The sequence below is a fragment of the Flavobacterium sp. LC2016-13 genome (assembly GCF_009707955.1).
GTDB lineage: Bacteria > Bacteroidota > Bacteroidia > Flavobacteriales > Flavobacteriaceae > Flavobacterium.
The window spans coordinates 52,209-70,911 of the sequence record NZ_WMDQ01000005.1 but is presented as its reverse complement, the minus strand read 5'-3'; the positions used below and the strand labels follow the sequence as shown (position 1 = coordinate 70,911).

11 protein-coding genes are annotated in these 18,703 nt (G+C 31.3%); 8 read left to right on the top strand and 3 right to left on the bottom strand.

Going from position 1 to position 18,703, the window contains the following annotated elements; all coding sequences use genetic code 11:
- The first annotated feature begins 2 nt into the window (after nucleotides 1–2).
- Nucleotides 3–1,223, top strand: coding sequence for a sugar MFS transporter (locus GKZ86_RS11960; protein WP_154783353.1), 1,221 nt, complete (start codon nucleotides 3–5; stop codon nucleotides 1,221–1,223).
- Nucleotides 1,213–3,081 carry a trehalase family glycosidase gene (locus GKZ86_RS11955; RefSeq protein ID WP_154783352.1) on the top strand — a complete coding sequence of 623 codons (1,869 nt, stop codon included), beginning with the start codon at nucleotides 1,213–1,215 and terminating at the stop codon, nucleotides 3,079–3,081. The genes GKZ86_RS11960 and GKZ86_RS11955 overlap by 11 nt, the downstream gene beginning before the upstream one ends.
- A gap of 242 nt (nucleotides 3,082–3,323) precedes the next feature.
- Here GKZ86_RS11955 and GKZ86_RS11950 read toward each other — a convergent pair whose 3' ends face one another.
- Nucleotides 3,324–4,298 carry a polyprenyl synthetase family protein gene (locus GKZ86_RS11950; protein ID WP_154783351.1) on the bottom strand — a complete coding sequence of 325 codons (975 nt, stop codon included), beginning with the start codon at nucleotides 4,296–4,298 and terminating at the stop codon, nucleotides 3,324–3,326.
- A gap of 268 nt (nucleotides 4,299–4,566) precedes the next feature.
- On the opposite strand from GKZ86_RS11950, the gene GKZ86_RS11945 reads away from it, so the two are divergent.
- From GKZ86_RS11945 to GKZ86_RS11920, 6 genes are all read left to right on the top strand, one after another.
- Nucleotides 4,567–5,088 carry a YceI family protein gene (locus GKZ86_RS11945; protein ID WP_154783350.1) on the top strand — a complete coding sequence of 174 codons (522 nt, stop codon included), beginning with the start codon at nucleotides 4,567–4,569 and terminating at the stop codon, nucleotides 5,086–5,088.
- 108 nt (nucleotides 5,089–5,196) lie between these two features.
- Nucleotides 5,197–5,796: a TetR/AcrR family transcriptional regulator gene (locus GKZ86_RS11940; RefSeq protein WP_154783349.1), complete on the top strand. Its 600-nt coding sequence runs from the start codon at nucleotides 5,197–5,199 to the stop codon at nucleotides 5,794–5,796.
- 17 nt (nucleotides 5,797–5,813) lie between these two features.
- Nucleotides 5,814–7,148 (top strand): TolC family protein, encoded by a 1,335-nt coding sequence (locus GKZ86_RS11935; protein ID WP_154783348.1) that lies wholly within the window; start codon nucleotides 5,814–5,816, stop codon nucleotides 7,146–7,148.
- Between the two features lie 9 nt (nucleotides 7,149–7,157).
- Complete coding sequence (locus GKZ86_RS11930) at nucleotides 7,158–8,225, top strand: efflux RND transporter periplasmic adaptor subunit (RefSeq protein ID WP_154783347.1); 1,068 nt, start codon at nucleotides 7,158–7,160, stop codon at nucleotides 8,223–8,225.
- Between the two features lie 139 nt (nucleotides 8,226–8,364).
- Nucleotides 8,365–11,541, top strand: coding sequence for an efflux RND transporter permease subunit (locus GKZ86_RS11925; RefSeq protein WP_154783346.1), 3,177 nt, complete (start codon nucleotides 8,365–8,367; stop codon nucleotides 11,539–11,541).
- 221 nt (nucleotides 11,542–11,762) lie between these two features.
- A complete protein-coding gene (locus GKZ86_RS11920) occupies nucleotides 11,763–15,533 on the top strand; it encodes a restriction endonuclease subunit S (protein ID WP_154783345.1) in 3,771 nt (1,256 codons plus the stop codon).
- 111 nt (nucleotides 15,534–15,644) lie between these two features.
- Here GKZ86_RS11920 and GKZ86_RS11915 read toward each other — a convergent pair whose 3' ends face one another.
- Nucleotides 15,645–16,082 (bottom strand): retropepsin-like aspartic protease, encoded by a 438-nt coding sequence (locus GKZ86_RS11915; RefSeq protein ID WP_154783344.1) that lies wholly within the window; start codon nucleotides 16,080–16,082, stop codon nucleotides 15,645–15,647.
- Nucleotides 16,034–18,703 carry a CHAT domain-containing protein gene (locus GKZ86_RS11910; RefSeq protein ID WP_154783343.1) on the bottom strand — a complete coding sequence of 890 codons (2,670 nt, stop codon included), beginning with the start codon at nucleotides 18,701–18,703 and terminating at the stop codon, nucleotides 16,034–16,036. Before GKZ86_RS11910 ends, GKZ86_RS11915 begins: the two co-directional genes overlap by 49 nt.

The following is an 18,703-nucleotide window of genomic DNA, read 5'->3' as shown; positions in this document are numbered from 1 at the left end:
AAATGAAAAACATAGGAATTAAAATCTCACTTTACCTCAATTATTTTGTCTTTGCTATTTTATTAAATAGCGTGGGAATCGTGATTTTAAAATCACAGAGAAATTACGGAGTCGATGAAGTTCAAGCAAGTATTTTAGAAGCATTTAAAGACATGCCAATTGCTATTGTATCATTTTTTATAGCTTCTTTTTTACCAAGAATTGGCTATAGAAAAGCGATGTTAATAGGTTTAGGACTTGTTACTTTTGCCTGCATTTCTATGTATTTTGGAAACTCATTTGACAATGCTAAAATCCTTTTTGCCACCGTTGGAGTTTCATTTGCTTTGATCAAAGTTTCCGTTTATTCATTAATAGGAACTGTAACCGAAACCAAAAAAGAACACAATGCTTTAATGAGCAGTATCGAAGGTTTTTTTATGGTAGGAATTGCGCTGGCTTATTTTTTATTTCCGGCTTTTAATAACGAAAACGATCCAAATTCATGGTTAAATGTATATTGGTTATTAGCAGGATTATCATTTTTGTCCTTTCTGTTTTTATTATTTATAAAATTTGAAGAAGCCGAAGTTTCGGCAGGAGTAAACCTAAAAGATGATTTTTTACAGATGTTCAAATTAATGGCAAAACTGCTGACTGTTATTTTTGTAATCAGTGTGTTTTTATTTGTAATGATCGAGCAGGGAATACTTTCCTGGTTGCCAACATTCAATACAAAAGTGCTTCATCTGCCGGAAAACATTAGTATTATGATGGCCAGTATTTTGGCAATTTCACTAGCAATAGGAAGATTAATCGCCGGAATCGTCACCAAAAAAGTAAACTGGATTTGGGTTTTAAGCGTGTGTATTATCTCAGCCATGTTAATTGTCATTTTTGTACTTCCAAAAACAGTTGGATTAGAAGTAAAAAACATTAATACACTTTCAGATATTCCCTTAATTGGATTTGCATTTCCTTTAATAGGATTATTTATTGCGCCTATTTATCCGTTATTAAATTCAATTGTATTAAGTGCTTTGCCTAAAAATCTCCAAAGTTCAATGACCGGATTAATTGTAATTTTTTCTGCTCTTGGCGGAACTTTAGGTTCCAGAATAACAGGCTGGCTTTTTAAAAATGAAGGGCCGGAAAAAGCTTTTTATTTCACGTTAATCCCAATGACTTTATTACTGATATCCTTTTTTATTCTTAAAAAAATAACTGCAAAAGATGAAATTTAAACTACATATAACCCAAACCATCGAAAAATTATTGACTCAGGAAGATACTGACGGCGATAAAAAAATTACGATAGATGACAACGGTCCTAAAAAGTTTTTATTGAATGATGAAAACGGAAATTCGGCGCTGATTGAAGGTACTTATCAGCTCTCGAACTTATTGCAGGAATTGGCTTTATCTAAAAAAAATAATACTGAATTTGCCGAAATAGATTTAAATGAAATTACCGAAGATCCTGTAAAACGTATTTCAAGAAAAATAAAAGATTTGTATTGGAATGGTCTTACCCGAACAATTGATGCAACGGGCGTAAAAAAAATTCTGGAAGACGATAAAATCGAAAACGAATTTGCCTATTTGTATGTGCCTTTTGGCGACGAAATTGTTTTTGATTATTTCAAGAAATTAGAAGCAACGACTCCAAAGTTGAAAGTGGTGCAATTGCCTAAAAACATTTCACCTGAATATGTTTTATCACTGAATAAAAAACCGGGAATTCTGGCTTTGGCACTTCAAATAAAAAATAATGAAATTTCGGGCGTTCCGTTTGTGGTTCCCGGCGGAAGATTTAATGAAATGTATGGCTGGGATAGTTATTTCATTGCAAAAGGACTTTTAATTGATGATAAAATTGATCTTGCTTTGGGCATTGCCGAGAACTTTAAATATCAAATAGATCATTACGGAAAAATTCTAAACGCCAACCGCAGTTATTATTTAACGCGAACACAGCCGCCGCTTTATACGTCGCTTATTATGGATGTTTTAGAAAAGTCAAATCCGGATATTTTTTGGATTGAAAGACATTTAAAAACTGCTATAAAAGAATATTTAACGGTTTGGATGGAAGAAGGAAAAAGGCTTACGGCAAACGGTTTAAATCGTTATAAAGCAGAAGGAATCGGACTTCCGTTTGAAGTTGAAGAAGGACATTTTGATGATATTCTGGAACAATATGCGCCAAAATATAATCTCTCAACCCGCGAATTTGAAAAGAAATATCTTGAAAGAGAAATCGTTGAACCTGAACTTGATAAATATTTTACACACGATCGAAGCATGCGCGAAAGTGGTCACGATACGACACATCGATTGGTTGGAGTTTGTGCTAATTTAAATACTGTTGCGATTAATAGTTTACTTTATAAATACGAAACGGACATTGCTTTTTTGATTAAGAAATACTTTAAAAACGAATTTCAATATTTTGAAGATAAGTCTTTTTCGAGCGATTATTGGATTTTAAAAGCATCTGAAAGAAGAGAAAAAATAAACAAATTGTTATGGAATCCTGAAAACGGAATTTATTTCGATTATGATTTTGTGAACGAAAAACAGCATTTTTTTGACGCTGCGACAACTTTTTATCCGCTTTGGGCAAAAATAAGCACGCAGGAACAAGCTGGTATTTTGGTTAAAAAAACGCTTCCAAAGTTTAAAATGAAAGGCGGAATTGCCGGAAGTACCAAAGAATCTATTGCTGGTTTTGATGATAATTCGCCAACAAGACAATGGGATTATCCATTTGGCTGGGCACCGCATCAAATGCTTTTGTGGGAAGGTTTACTAAATTATAATTTTAATGAAGAAGCGCAGGAAATGATCTATCGCTGGCTTTGGCTGATTACCAGAAACGCAGTTGATTACAACGGAACAATTCCGGAAAAGTTTGATTTATCAATAAGTTCGCATAAAATCTTCGCAGAATACGGAAACGTAGGAACGGAATTTAATTACATAACCGAAGAAGGTTTTGGATGGATGAACGCTTCGTATCAATTTGGTTTAACCATTTTAGAAGATGATTTAAAACAAAAATTATCGGATTTAGTTGATCCTGATGATTTGTTTTCATAAGCCTTCTCCCGAAGCCTCGGGATCGCTCAGGATGACAAATGTTATTATAGAACTAATTGTCAGGCTGAGCGAAGTCGAAGCCCTTTAAGTTTCGAAAAATGACAAAAAATGATAAACCCGACAGGTTTTAAAAACCTGTCGGGTTTACTATGTAGTTTTTCGCCACGAATTACACGAATTTTCACTAATTTAATTATAATGAATAATTCGTGGAAATTTGTGTAATTCGTGGCAAACAAAAATTAAACTTTCCTACCCATTAAATTCTCGCCAAAAGTTCTCAGAATATCTTTCTTTTCAGCATTAATATCCATTTTTTCTAAAGTTTCAAAGGCTTTAAAAGTATACATTTCAATCGCTTCCTGAGTCGCTTTTGAAGCTCCGGATTCGTTAAAAATAGTTTTTGCAGTTTCTATTTTTTCTGAATTATCTTCTAATTGTAAGGTGAATAATTGCTCTAATTCTGAAGCTTTTTCAGGAGCCGAAAACTCTAAAGCTTTCAGATATAAATAGGTTTTTTTATTTTCGATAATATCACCTCCAACCTGTTTTCCGAAGGTTTCAGGATCTCCAAAAGCATCAAGATAATCATCTTGAAGCTGGAAAGCCAATCCTAAATTCAATCCAAAATTATAAATTAAATCAGCTTCTTTCTCAGAAGTTTTCGCTACAATTGCACCCATTTTCATGGCCGCAGCAACTAAAACAGCTGTTTTATATTCGATCATTTTTAAATATTCCGGAACTGTAACATCTTTGCGGGTTTCAAAATCAACATCCCATTGTTGACCTTCGCAAACTTCAAGAGCAGTTTTACTGAATAATTTTGCTAAATCTCTAAAAATAGCAGGTTCGTATTGTTCAAAATATTGATACGCAAGAATAAGCATCGTATCACCAGAAAGAATTCCGGTATTAATATTCCATTTTTCATGAACTGTTACTTGCCCTCTTCGCAAAGGCGCATCATCCATAATATCATCGTGAACCAACGAAAAATTATGAAAAACTTCAACAGCCATAGCAGCCGGAAGCGCTATTTTATAATCGGTATCAAAAACTTCGGAAGTCATTAAAGTTAGAACCGGACGTATCCGTTTTCCGCCAAGGCCTAAAATATATTCAATTGGCTCATAAAGGTTTTTCGGTTCTTTGGTTATGCTTTGGCTTTCTAAATAACTAATAAAAAAATCCTGGTACTGACTAATATCGTGCATAAAATGAAATTCTGATTATCGTGGCTCAAAGATACAATTCAAATATGAATTTACTTTCTTAAAATTTAATTCAAAATAAGGTTTAAAAAACAAGATTTATTTAGGTTCATTTTTGAAGTGTTAAAATTATTTTTGAAAAAACTTGGAAACTTTCTTGGTGTTTAGAGTTTCCTGTTTATATTTGCACTTTTAAATGGAAACTCTAAACACTAAAAAAGTTTCCGTAAACTGTTTGAGAGGTTTATAAACTCAACAAAATCAAATATTTATGAAAACAACTTGGACCATAAATTCTAGCCAGTCAGATGTTTTAATCAAAATGAGACATTCGATAATTGCCTATTTAGGCGGAACTGCAAACAAATTTGACGGTTATGTAAATATTGAAGACAATGAAATTGAAGATGCTTCGGTTGAATTTTCGTTAGATATAAATAATAAAAATGACAGCTTTCAGCAAATTGATACGCATTTGCAGCTGAATGATTTCTTCAATGTAAATGAACATCCGATTATTAGTTTCAAATCGACTTCTTTTCAGAGAGTAAACAACAACATCAACTTTTTTAAAGGTGATTTAACTATCAAAGATGTTACTAAAGTTGTAGAACTTGATGCTGAGTTTATCGGAATCAATTCTTATAACGGAGAGAGAAAAGTTGCTTTTGAAATTAAAGGAGATATTAAACGTCAGGATTTTGGATTGGATTATAATTCATATAACCACAACGGAGGTTTGGCACTCGGAAAAGATATTAAGCTTATAGCTAATCTTGAATTTAGCATATAAAATCTTATATATCAAATAAGTTAATGTAAAATTATTACAAAAATAAAGGAAACTATTTTTTATAATAAAGTTTCCGGGTTATATTTGTTAAGCAATTTGAAAATTAAAATGAAAGAAAAAATCATAGCAAAAGCAAGCGATTTATTTTTAAAACTCGGTTTTAAAAGTGTTACGATGGATGACATTGCAGGTGAAATGTGTATTTCTAAAAAAACGATTTACAAATATTTTTGTAATAAAGAGGTTTTGATTGAAGAAAGTACTTCGATGGTTCACGGGCAAGTACATGAAATTATTGATACTATCGTAGCTAAGAATTATAATGCCATTCATGAAAATTTTGAGATTAGAGAAATGTTCAGAGACATGTTTAAAAACAACACAGATACTTCTCCAATTTACCAACTGAAAAAGCATTATCCGGAAATATATCAAAATGTATTGTCTCACGAAATCGATCAATGCACACAATATTTTACAGAAAATATTGAGAAAGGAATTCGTGAAAAATTATACCGTGCAGATTTGAATATACCCGTTTATGTGAAATTTTATTACACTTTAATCTTCCACATTAACGAAAATACAGTTTCAGAAAGAGAAGCACAGGAAATAGAACTAGAAGCTTTGGAGTATCATACCAGAGCAATGGCAACATCAGAAGGAATACTAGAATTAGAAAAACAACTTAAAAAAATTACCACTTAATCATCAATCTATAATTTATGAAAAGAATAATTCTTATATTATTGTGTTCAATTGGCTTGTCAGTCAACGCACAAGTCACAACTTTAACCTTAAAAGACGCTATTACGTATGCGCTTCAGAATAAATCTGACGCTAAGAAATCGAAATTGCAGGTTGAAAACAGCGAGTATAAAATTCAGGAAGTACGTTCAAGAGCGTTACCTCAAATTTCTGCAAACGGAAACTTAACATACAATCCGGTTATTCAAACAACAGTTATCGACGGAGCAGGTTTTGGTGCACCGGGAACTACAATTCAGGCAGCATTTGGCCAAAAATGGACATCAAATGCCGGACTTTCTTTAACTCAGGCAATCTTTGATCAATCTGTTTTTACAGGTTTAAAAGCAGCTAAATCAACTCGTGAATTTTATCAAATAAACGATCAATTGACAGAAGAACAAGTTATTGAAAGAGTTGCAAATAACTACTATTCTGTTTATGTACAAAAAGAAAGACTGACTTTATTAGACAGCAATTTCGTAAACACAACAAAAGTTCGTGATATCGTAAAAGGACAATTTGATAACGGTTTAGCTAAAAAAATTGACTTGGATCGTATCGTTGTAAAAATGTCAAATATTGATACAGAACGTCAGCAAATCAAAAATCAAATCACTTTACAGGAAAATGCTTTGAAGTTTTATATGGGAATGCCTATTGAAACAGTAATTGATATGCCTAAAGAAGAATTTGAAGTTGTTCCTGCAGCATTAACAGAACAACCAACTGTTGAAAACAGAACAGAATATTTGCTTTTGAAAAAACAAGAAGAGCTTTTAGTATATAATAAAAAAGCTGTTGAAGCAGGATATTACCCTACGCTTTCATTAACAGCCGGTTACAATTATATCGGTCAGGGTCCTGAATTTCCTTGGTTTGCAAAACCTGAAAAAGGAGTTTATTGGTCAGATTACTCTGCAATTGGATTAAACTTACATGTACCAATTTTTACAGGTTTTGGAACTCGTGCTAAAGTAAGACAAGCAGATATTGAAATCAGATCACTTCAGGAAGACATTAAAGACACGAAACTTTCTCTTGATTTGGATTACAGAAATGCAATAGCTCAAATTGATAACAATCTTGTTACAATCGAGAATCAAAAAGAAAATATGCGTTTAGCAACTGAAATTTTGAGCAATACAAAAAACAATTACCTTCAGGGATTGGCATCATTAACAGATTTGTTAGATGCTGAAAATGCATCACTTGAAGCACAAAATAATTATACCAGAGCAGTCTTAAATTATAAAATTGCCGAAGTAGCATTAATCAAATCAAAAGGCGAACTAAAAACTCTTATTAAATAACTAATTACAATGAAGAAAACTATTATAACAATCGTAATCATAATCGCAGCACTGGGTCTGATTGGATATGTATTAACTAAAAATAAAGAAAAGAATAAAGCTAAAACAGATATTGTTGCTGAGAAAAATGCAGCAGTTTCAGTAAAAGTTTCTCCTGTAAAAACAGAAGAAGTTTCTTTGGATTTCGTTGCAAACGGAAATTTCCAACCAATTCAGGAATTGACTTTCTCTGCTGAGAAATCTGGAAAAGTAATCAGCGTTTTGGCTAAAGAAGGAGATTACGTAAGAGTTGGTCAGACTTTATTAACAGTAAGAGGTGATGTAATTAACGTAAGCGCTCAACAAGCACAAGCGGTTTACCAAAATGCAAAATCTGATTACAGCAGATATGAAAATGCTTTTAAAACTGGTGGAGTTACAAAACAACAATTAGATCAGGCAAAATTAGCTTTAACAAATGCTGAGTCTAGCTTAAAACAAGCTAATATTAATGTTGGAGATACTAAAGTAAAAGCGCCAATAAACGGATTTATCAATAAAAAATATATTGAGCCAGGATCTATTTTAGCAGGAATGCCGGCAACTGCATTGTTTGATATTGTAAATGTTTCTAAATTGAAATTAGTAGTTACAGTAAACGAAAACCAGGTTGCAAGTTTAAAAGTTGGAAACAATATTAATGTAACGGCTAGTGTTTATCCTGATAAAAATTTCTCTGGAAAAATTACTTTCATCGCTTCAAAAGCTGATGAATCTTTAAATTTTCCTGTAGAAATTGAAATCGCAAACAACTCAAATAACGATCTTAAAGCGGGTATGTACGGAACTGCAAACTTTGGTTCTAAACAACAAAAACAAAACTTGATGGTTGTACCACGTAATGCTTTCGTAGGAAGTGTAAACAGTAATGAAATATTTGTAGTTGAAAAAGGTATTGCAAAATTAAGAAAAGTAACTGCTGGAAGAATTTTAGGAGATCAGGTAGAAATCATCAATGGATTATCTGACGGAGAAACTGTAATTGTTACAGGTCAAATTAACTTACAAGACGGTAATACAGTAGAAATTATTAAGTAAGCTTTAAGCAATAAGCTATAGGCAATAAGCAATTCAAAAGCTTAAAGCATACAGCCTAAAGCCTATAGCATTAAAAAAATATGAAATTAAACCTTAAAGCTTAAAGCCTACAGCCTAAAGCCTATAGCATTAAAAAAATATGAAATTAGCCGAAATATCCATAAAACGTCCGTCGTTAGTGATTGTATTGTTTACAATCCTGATACTTGGTGGATTGTTCAGTTACAGCCAATTAGGCTATGAGCTGATCCCTAAATTTGAACAAAACGTTATTACAATTTCTACTATTTATCCAGGAGCTTCTCCAAGTGAGGTAGAAAATACCGTAACCAAAAAAATTGAAGATGCGATTGCGTCCTTAGAGAATGTAAAAAAGATTGACTCGAAATCGTACGAAAGTTTGTCTATCGTTTCGATTACATTAACATCAAATGCAAAAGTCGATTTCTCACTGAATGATGCACAACGAAAAATAAACGCCATAATTAGTGATTTACCGGATGATGTTAAAACGCCGGCACTAACCAAATTCTCGCTGAGTGATTTACCAATTATGACGCTTGGTGCCAATGGAAAAATGGACGAAGCAGCTTTTTATGACTTAATTGACAAAAAAATTGCGCCTATTTTATCTCGTGTACAAGGTGTTGCTCAGGTAAATATTATTGGTGGTTCTGAGCGTGAAATTCAGGTAAACCTTGACGCTATAAAAATGCAGGGTTACGGATTATCTGTTCCGCAGGTACAACAAACTATTTTGACTTCGAATTTAGATTTCCCAACAGGAAATATCCAGACTCGTAATCAAAAAATATTAATTCGTTTAGCGGGTAAATATAAAAATGTTGAAGAATTAAGAAATTTAGTTGTTTCTTCTCAAAACGGAATTCAGATTCGTTTAAGTGATATTGCTGATGTTCAGGATACTCAAAAAATTGCTGAAAAAATATCACGTGTAGATGAAAAAAGTGCTATTGTTTTACAAATCGTAAAACAATCTGATGCGAATGCGGTTGCGGTAAGTGAGCAATTATTAAAAACAATTGCTACTCTTGAAAAAGATTATAAATCGAACCAATTAAAATTAGAAGTTGCAAAAGACAGTACAATTTTTACGCTAGAAGCAGCAGATTCTGTTGTACACGATTTATTGATTGCGGTTATTCTGGTAGCTTTCGTAATGTTGTTTTTCTTGCACAGTATTAGAAACTCGTTGATTGTAATGGTGTCGATTCCGGCATCTTTGATTGCGACTTTTATTGGTATTTATTTAATGGGATATACGTTGAACTTAATGAGTTTATTAGGATTATCTCTGGTTGTAGGTATTCTGGTCGATGACGCGATTGTGGTCCTCGAGAATATTTACCGACACATGGAAATGGGTAAAAACAAAATTCGTGCATCGTATGACGGTACTGCGGAAATTGGAGGAACGGTAACTTCGATTACATTAGTAATTGTGGTCGTGTTCTTGCCTATTGCAATGAGTTCTGGTTTGGTTTCTAATATCATTACACAATTTTGTGTTACGGTAATTATTTCAACTTTACTGTCACTTTTAGCTTCATTTACGATTATTCCATGGTTATCATCTCGTTATGGAAAATTAGAACATATTGAAGGAAAGAATTTATTTGGAAGAATTATTCTTGGTTTCGAAAATTATTTAACTCGTTTTACAAACTGGGTTTCTAATTTGTTAACTTGGTGTTTAGATCATTATATCAAAACCATTTTAGTTGTATTAGTATTGTTCTTCGGATCAACGATAGGATTAATGGGCGGAGGTTTCATTGGAGGAGAGTTTTTTGCTTCTTCTGATAGTGGAGAATTCTTAGTTCAAATTGAAATGCCAAAAGATGCTTCGTTAGAACAAACGAACTTCATGACGCAAAAAGCAGAAGCTTACTTAAAAGCACAAGAATACGTTCACAGTCAAATTACAACGGTAGGACAAACCAGTGAAGGTTTTGGAGCATCGCAAGCTACAGCTTACAAAGCTGAGATTGACGTAAAAATGATCGAACAAAAAGATCGTACAGATGACGCCAATGTTTATGCTGCAAAAATTAAACGTAAACTTGAAAAAGTATTAGTTGGAGCAAAAGTAAAAACAGTTCCGGTAGGTATTTTAGGAACTGCAGAAGATGCAACTTTAGGATTAATTGTAACAGGTCCTTCAACAGAAAGTGCAATGGCATTTGCGAAATTGGCTGAAGCTGAATTACGTACAATTCCTGGAACAACAGAGATTAAATTAACTGTTGAAGACGGAAATCCGGAAGTAAACGTAAAAGTTGACCGTGATAAAATGGCAGCTTTAGGATTAACACTTCAAACAGTTGGTTTAACCATGCAAACTGCTTTTAGTGGAAATACAGATGGTAAATACAGAGCTGGTGAATACGAATACGATATCAACATTAGATATAATGCATTCGACAGAAAAAGTATTACTGATGTAAGCAACCTAATTTTTGTAAACTCAGCCGGACAGCAAATTAAGTTGTCTCAATTTGCAAATATTACAGAAGGTTCAGGACCTAGCCAGTTAGAGCGTAGAGATAAATCTGCATCTGTAACAGTAAAAGGACAAAACGTTGGGGTTCCATCAGGAACAATTGTACAACAATGGCAGGTAAAATTAGATAAGTTGAAAAAACCAGCCGGAGTAAACTATATCTGGGGTGGAGACCAAGAGAACCAATCTGAAGGATTTGGTACTTTAGGAATCGCTTTATTAGCCGCTATTATCTTAGTTTACCTTGTAATGGTGAGTTTGTATGATAGTTTTGTTCACCCGTTTGTGGTATTGTTTGCTATCCCGCTTTCGTTTATCGGTGCGATGTTAGCTTTAGCATTAACAAACAACTCATTAAACATCTTTACCATTTTAGGTATTATCATGTTGATCGGTCTGGTGTGTAAGAATGCGATCATGCTTGTCGATTATACCAACCAAAGAAGAGCTGCAGGAGAATCAATCAGAACGGCATTAATTCAGGCGAACCACGCTCGTTTACGTCCGATCTTGATGACTACAATTGCCATGGTATTTGGTATGTTCCCAATTGCATTAGCATCTGGAGCTGGAGCAGAATGGAAAAACGGTTTGGCTTGGGTAATTATCGGAGGATTAATTTCTTCATTATTCTTAACCTTAATTGTGGTTCCGGTTATTTACAACATCATGGAGAAAATAATTGCCAGACTAAGCAAAGGAGAAAAAATCGATTACGAAGCAGAAATGATTGCAGATTATGTACCAGCTGAAGTAAGTGAAGACGGTTTTAATCCTAAACATACACATTAAGAAATTTCAAATTCCAAGAGAATTTCAAACATAAAAAATCCCAAATTCCAATTAAGGAATTTGGGATTTTTTTATTGTTAGTATAATAGTTCAAAATATTTTACTTATACCTACAAATTTGATTTTTTTTTATTATATTTTTGTTACCATTGGTAATATAATATATTACTTACAAAGTTTGATTTTTAAAATTGAATTTAAATAATCTCAAAATTTATTAAATGCCTACTAAAAAGTTAATACAAAATATTGGTTTTCAAGCTAAAGAAAATGCTTCAGGAATTTTTATTAAAAAATATTCTGATGGATATGCTATTGAAGTTGATTTTGAAAAACAAACATTTCATTTTGGCGGGAAAATTAAAATTCAGGGAAAAGATTCTCAGAATATTAGTAAACCTGAAGATTGGGTTGTTCTGGAATGTTTAAATAAACTTTTAGAAAAAGGTTATAAGCCTGAAAATATTTCTCTAGAAAAAGTATATCCGGCAGGACATGGATTTTCTGGGCGATTAGATATTTGTGTTACTCGCGAAGATGGTTCAGAATATCTTTTGATTGAATGTAAAACTTACGGAAAAGAATTTGAGAAAGAATTTACTAAAATCAAAAAAGATGGAGGGCAATTATTCACTTATTTTAAATTCAGTAATAAAGCTGATGTTTTAATGCTTTATGCTTCTGAATTAAAAGGAAATGATATTATTTCAAGAACTGAAATTATAAAAATTGAAGACGATTATCGCAGTGGCGATGTTAAAGATTTTTATGAAAAATGGAATAAATTAACCAAAGATAATGGTGTTTTTGATTCTTGGGTAAAACCCTATAATTTTGAAAGCAAAGCCCTTTCAATAAAAGATTTAGAAGAAATTCGCCAGGAAGACAGCAGTTTTATTTTCAATCGTTTTTTAGAAATTTTGCGGCATAATGTAGTTTCAGATAAAGGAAACGCATTTAATAGAATCTTCACTCTTTTTCTTTGTAAAATTTACGATGAAAAAAGTAATGAAGGAACTGATAACGAATTAGGATTTCAATGGTTGGAAGGAATTGACAATCATAGAAGTTTTCAAATTCGTCTGACCGATTTGTATAAAAACGGAATGCATGAGTTTTTAGAAAAAGTGGTTACTGATTTTTCGGAAACAGAATTTAAAAACAGATTTCCATTTTTAAACGATGAACAAAGAGAGCCAATTCTTGAAGAATTCAGGAAAATTAGATTAGAAAAAAACAACGAATTTGCTATTAAAGACGTTTATGACGAACAATCATTTAATGAGAACGCTGTCGTTGTTAAAGAAATAGTTGAACTTTTACAAAAATATAAGCTTCGTTACATAAAGAAACAGCAATACCTTTCTGATTTCTTCGAGTTACTTTTAACAACAGGATTAAAGCAAGAATCAGGACAATTTTTTACTCCTGTTCCTGTTGCACAATTTGTGATTAAAAGTTTGCCAATAGATACTATTTTAGAAAATAAATTAGTTTCTGCCAAAATTGATAATGATACGCTTTTACCGTATGTAATGGATTATGCTGCAGGAAGTGGTCACTTCTTAACAGAAACAATGCATGAAATACAACGGTTGCTAGACAAAAAAGATTCAAAAAAATATCATGCAGCGATTGGGCGAAAATTAGATATTTGGAAATTAGACCATTTTGCTTGGGCAATACAATATGTATACGGAATTGAAAAAGACTATCGTTTAGTAAAAGTGGGTAAAGTTGGATGTTACTTGCATGGTGATGGTTTGGCAAATGTTATACATTCAGATGGTTTAGCTAATTTTTCTCATCCTGATTATAAAGGTAAATTATTACAGAAAGACAAAGACTTTCCTCAGGAAAACAAACAATTCGATATAATTGTCTCAAACCCGCCGTACTCCGTTTCAGCATTTAAAAATGCTGCACGTTCATTTTATAAAGACAATGATTTTGAACTTTATAATAAATTAACAGATAGTAGTTCCGAGATAGAATGTTTATTTATAGAACGCACCAAACAATTATTGAAAGATGGAGGTGTGGCAGGTATTATCTTGCCAAGTTCTATTTTGAGTAATACAGGAATATATTCAAGATCTCGTGAAATTATTTTACAGTATTTTGATATTGTTGGTATTACTGAGTTGGGAGGCAATACTTTTATGGCAACAAATACTAGTACAGTTACATTATTTTTAAGAAGAAGAAATAATTATGAAAGTGCTAATCTTAAAATTGCTGTAGAAAAGTTTTTTAACATTTTTCAAGATGTTACTTTAAACGGAATTGAAAAGCCTATTTCTAAATATGTTAATTATGTTTGGAAGGAAATTTCATTTGCTGATTATATTACTTTATTAAAAAAAGAGCCTAATAAAGTAATTGAAGAACATGAAATTTATATTGAATATAAAAACAAACTAAAATCTAAAAATGATAAAGAATTCTGGAATTTACTTTTAGAAAGAGAATCTGAAAAACTTTATTATTTTATTATTGCTTATCCACAGAAAGTAGTTTTAGTAAAAAGTGGTGAAAAAGATGCTGAAAAGCGTTTCTTAGGGTATGAATTTTCTAATAGAAGAGGTAGCGAAGGTATACATCCAATACAACGAGGTAAAAACATTGAAGATTGTACGCAGTTATTCGATCCAGAAGTTTTTGATAATCCTGAAAAAGCAAGTACTTATATTTACAAAGCGTATCAAGGGGACTTTGATTTTGCTATTAATGAATCTATGCAGAAAAATATATCTCGACATAACTTAGTTGATATGCTTACTTTTGATCGTTTTGAGTTTGAAAAAAATATTTCACTTTCTGTTAAAAAAAAAATAAAAATTGAAAGTAAATGGGAATTAGTAAAGATTGGTGAGATTGCTAGTACTCAATATGGTTTTACTGATAAGGCCATAGATAAAGGAGAAATTCGTTATTTGAGAATTACTGATTTGAATGATGACGGAAGTATTAATCTAAATAATGAAGCTAAATTCATAAATCCAAATAATGAAATAAAAAATCAATTTCTTTTAAAGAATAATGATATTGTTATAGCTCGAAGTGGGAGTGTTGGTAAGGCAGGAATTTATAAATCAGATGTATATGAACAAATGATTTTCGCATCTTATCTTATTAGATTAACTGTAGATGAAGAAAAAATATTACCAGAATATTTGTTTAATTTCACAAAAACTCAAATATATTGGGATCAAGTTGAAGTAAATAGTATTGCTGTTACGCAGCCAAATCTAAATGCAGAAAAGATAAAGGAATTCCAAATTCCACTTCCACCGAAAAACATTCAAGAAAAAATTGTCAATGAAATTGAAATTTTAGAATTAAAAGGAAGTAAAACCCAAGAAGAAGTTGAAAAATTAAAAGTTGGAATTTCATCTTTTTTTACTAATCTAAAATTTAAAGAGGTTAATTTAAGCTCAATTTCAAACTTTAAAAATGGTCTTAATTATTCACGAAATAGTTTAGGAGAATTAGTTAGTATAGTTGGAGTTGGGGATTTTAAAGATAATTTTTCTCCAAATTTAGATTTGTTAGAAAATATACAAATAGATGGTGATTTATCAGATGATTATTTGTTAAAACTAAAGGATATTTTAGTTGTTAGATCAAATGGATCTCCTGGTTTGGTGGGTAGGTTTTTGTTCATAGAAGATTTAAAAATGAAAACTTCATTTTCAGGTTTTACAATTCGAATTCGTGTTGAAAATAAAAATGTCAATGCAAAATTTCTTTGTTATTATTTAAAGACAGATTTAGTTAGAAATAAGATTGTCATTGATAGTAAAGGTTCAAATATTAAAAGTTTAAATCAGACATTATTATCAAATATAAAAATTCCACTTCCTTCTTTAGCTGAACAACAAAAAATAGTTTCAGAAATAGAAAAAATAGAAGAAAAAATTAAGGTTTTGGAAAAAGAAATTGCTAAAATACCAAAACAAAAAGAAGCAGTTTTAAACAAATATTTATAATCAATTTCAAAAACATAAAAAATCCCAAATTCCATTAAGGAGTTTGGGATTTTTTTATTGATTTCTCTCAAAGTTTAGAGATTGAAATTTTAAATATTGGGATTTTGCAATCTATTTAAGATAAACATAATGATTAAAATAATCTATAATTGCTTTACCTTCAAGCAAAACATCCGCGCCAATAATGCCGTGAACTGGTTTTGTTTTAAAAGCTTCTAAAGCCTCATTGACATGCGAAAGATCAAAAATTACGATGCTGAAATCTTTGTTTTTCCAGCTTCCAATTTGTAATTTATTTTGAGCAGAAATTTGTGTTTTCATTCCCGTTCCTCCAGCGCCGGACGCTTTTGTTTTAGATTTTTTTGCAGACAATTCAAAACGTTCGATGCTTTCAAATCCTACACAAGTGTTAGATGCTCCCGTATCTAAAATAAAATTTCCTGAAACGCCGTTGATTTTGGCTTTTATTAAAAGATGTTGTGTTTTAGTGACTTTGAATTTTATTTTTTTGTATTTCTCTTTTTTGAGAACTTCGTGAAGATTTTCCATTTTCGATACTGATTGAATATCAAAAATAAACCAATTACAGCCAATAAACTAATGATGCAATAGATATAATTTGTCGATTTTTCTTCTTTCGAAATAGAACCGTAATACACAAAAGAACTCCAATAATAAGGAGATTTTTTAGCATTTGGAATCGATTCATCATTCAAAAAATCAAGTTTTGCATTTCTATTTGCTTCAAAATACGAAACATCATTTTTAATGTTTTTATAAAAATCAGCCATAAAAACAGATGTCGTATAATCGTTTACTTTCCACAAAGAAAACAGTAAATTTTGTGCTCCCGCAAATTGAAAACCTCTTGCCACACTCATCGCGCCTTCTGCTTTATAGAGTTTTCCAATTCCGGTTTCGCAGGCACTTAAAACCACTAAATCAGGATTTATATTTAAATTATACAATTCAGAATACAATATTTCCCGATCATAAAATTTGATACTCGCAGGAGTTTCAATATCTCCGGAAGAAGCATGTGTACTTAAATGCAAAATAGAATAATGAGAGGAATCATTTTTAAAATTTGAAAAACTGGCATTTACATTTTCTAAATATTTCCCCTTAAAATTAGATTGTATCGATTGTAATTCCTTTTTAGAATAGCTCAATTCATAAGTGGTTTTTTCAAAAACCGGAAAAACTCCTAAAACCGTTTTTTCTGATTTAGAAATTGGTTTTGAGTTCAAATAAATGTTAGCCGAAGTGTTATAAGCAATTCTAAAATCATTCAGTAAATAATGCATTTTGGCAAAATTCGTTGTTTTTGATTCTCGTGTAATTAAAGCTTCAAAAGGAAGAAAATTTAAAATTCCGTCCGGAACAATGATGAGGTTTTGATAAACCAAATTAGTTGGTAAGTTTAATAAATTGTAAGCTACTTTTCCGGAACGATTATAACCCGAAATGTCATTTGTAATTGAATTTGCATTGTTGAAGTAATCTATGAAATGTACAATGTGATATATTTTTCCATCACTAATTTGAAGTCGATTTAATGAAATTCGATTATTTTGCAAAGTGAAATAATATTGATTCTCAAATCCCATAAAATAATAAATCATGATCGCTTTGTCTTTTTCAAGTTTTGATAAAAGAGCTTTTAAATCGCAATTTTCAGGAATGTAATCCGGATTTTCAGATTGAACTTTTTTCAGCGAAAGTGCCAATTCATTTTGTTTTTTGATAAACTGGTTTATTTTCGAAATATCTGCCAAATCTCCTTTTTGCTGTTCTTTTAAAATAGAATTATTTACATTTTGTAGCTCAAGAAAAAGCTTTTTTTCATCTACAGAAGCATTTTTAATTGCAGAACGATAATTTTTTAAAATTCCCGATTTTGTTCTTTCAGAAAGTTGAAATGCTTCTTCCAGATATTCAACTTTGCTATTTTCTTTGTACAATCGATCATAAATTGAAAGACATTTTTCGGTGCGATTTCGAGATCGCAATTGTGCAATAATTTTAGAGTTTTCATAAATCAAAGAGTTCATTAGTAAATTTTCAATGTAAAAGGAAAGTTTAAAAGCTTTTAATGCCTTTTTGGGTTGCTTAAATTGTAGTATTTCTGCCTGTAAATCGATTGCATCAATCAAAACCGTTTCAGCATACAATTGATTTTGATTTGGAAGAATATTTTTCGAATTGTAATTCGGAATTAAAAGTTTAAAAACGCCCGAAATCTGTTTAGAACTTTCATCATATTTTCTTTCCTCAAAAAGCAATAAAGCTTTTTCATAATAGAGTTTTGCCAATTTTCTAGGCTCTTTATTCTTTGATTCTAAAAGAAGTATTTCTGCTTTTTCTAAATAATAATTCGCAATTTCAAATCGTTGCCATTGTCTGTTCATCGAAGCCAGATTTCGATAAGAATTGGATAAAGTTTCCAATTGTCCTTTTTCATTTTTTAGAAAATTAACGGCGAATTCAAATGATTTTTTAGCTTTTTCATTTGTTTCAGGCATTAATAAATTTCCACCCGAACTTAGCAAATAATTATTCCCCAAATTATTCCATAAAATTCCTTTCTGCGAATTCGATAATTGCTGGGTTTTTAAAGTACTTTCTAATAATTCAATTGCCTGAGAAATTTTGCCGGAACTTTGATAAACATTCGATAAATTCAGAATTGCAGCAAACTTTTGTTTTTGCACATCAGGATAATTTTTAGAAGTATTTATGATAAAAAAGTATTGTTTTATAGTATTTTCAGCACTGTCATAATCGCCCAAAACAGTATATAAATTGCCTAAAGGTTTCAGGCAAAATTCAATAATGTCATAATTGTCAAGGTTCTTTTTTTGATAGATTTGCCAGGCCTTTTCATAACTAGAAATGGCATTTTGAGTTTGCCCAAACTGATTTTCATAATACGCTTTATTGCAGTTTAAAACCACAATTGCCAATAATTCATCTTTGGTTTTTGGTTTCGGATTTCTCCAAAAATCAGCTTCGGTATTCCTTAAATTTTGTAACGCTTTCGCGGAAGGATGAGCAACAAAAACATCAATGGCATTATATATTTTATCTTCTTCAGAAACAATTTTCTGGCCTGAAAGATTCAGACTAAAAAAAAGAAAAATTAAACCATATAAGTTATATAAGTTCAT

Excerpts from the sequence above, each read along its gene's own strand:
- GKZ86_RS11915 (WP_154783344.1), bottom strand. The coding sequence starts at position 16,082 with ATGGAAAATCTTCACGAAGTTCTCAAAAAAGAGAAATACAAAAAAATA.
- GKZ86_RS11960 (WP_154783353.1), top strand. The coding sequence starts at position 3 with ATGAAAAACATAGGAATTAAAATCTCACTTTACCTCAATTATTTTGTC.
- GKZ86_RS11930 (WP_154783347.1), top strand. The coding sequence starts at position 7,158 with ATGAAGAAAACTATTATAACAATCGTAATCATAATCGCAGCACTGGGT.
- GKZ86_RS11925 (WP_154783346.1), top strand. The coding sequence starts at position 8,365 with ATGAAATTAGCCGAAATATCCATAAAACGTCCGTCGTTAGTGATTGTA.
- GKZ86_RS11955 (WP_154783352.1), top strand. The coding sequence starts at position 1,213 with ATGAAATTTAAACTACATATAACCCAAACCATCGAAAAATTATTGACT.
- GKZ86_RS11920 (WP_154783345.1), top strand. The coding sequence starts at position 11,763 with ATGCCTACTAAAAAGTTAATACAAAATATTGGTTTTCAAGCTAAAGAA.
- GKZ86_RS11945 (WP_154783350.1), top strand. The coding sequence starts at position 4,567 with ATGAAAACAACTTGGACCATAAATTCTAGCCAGTCAGATGTTTTAATC.
- GKZ86_RS11940 (WP_154783349.1), top strand. The coding sequence starts at position 5,197 with ATGAAAGAAAAAATCATAGCAAAAGCAAGCGATTTATTTTTAAAACTC.
- GKZ86_RS11935 (WP_154783348.1), top strand. The coding sequence starts at position 5,814 with ATGAAAAGAATAATTCTTATATTATTGTGTTCAATTGGCTTGTCAGTC.
- GKZ86_RS11950 (WP_154783351.1), bottom strand. The coding sequence starts at position 4,298 with ATGCACGATATTAGTCAGTACCAGGATTTTTTTATTAGTTATTTAGAA.
- GKZ86_RS11910 (WP_154783343.1), bottom strand. The coding sequence starts at position 18,703 with ATGAACTTATATAACTTATATGGTTTAATTTTTCTTTTTTTTAGTCTG.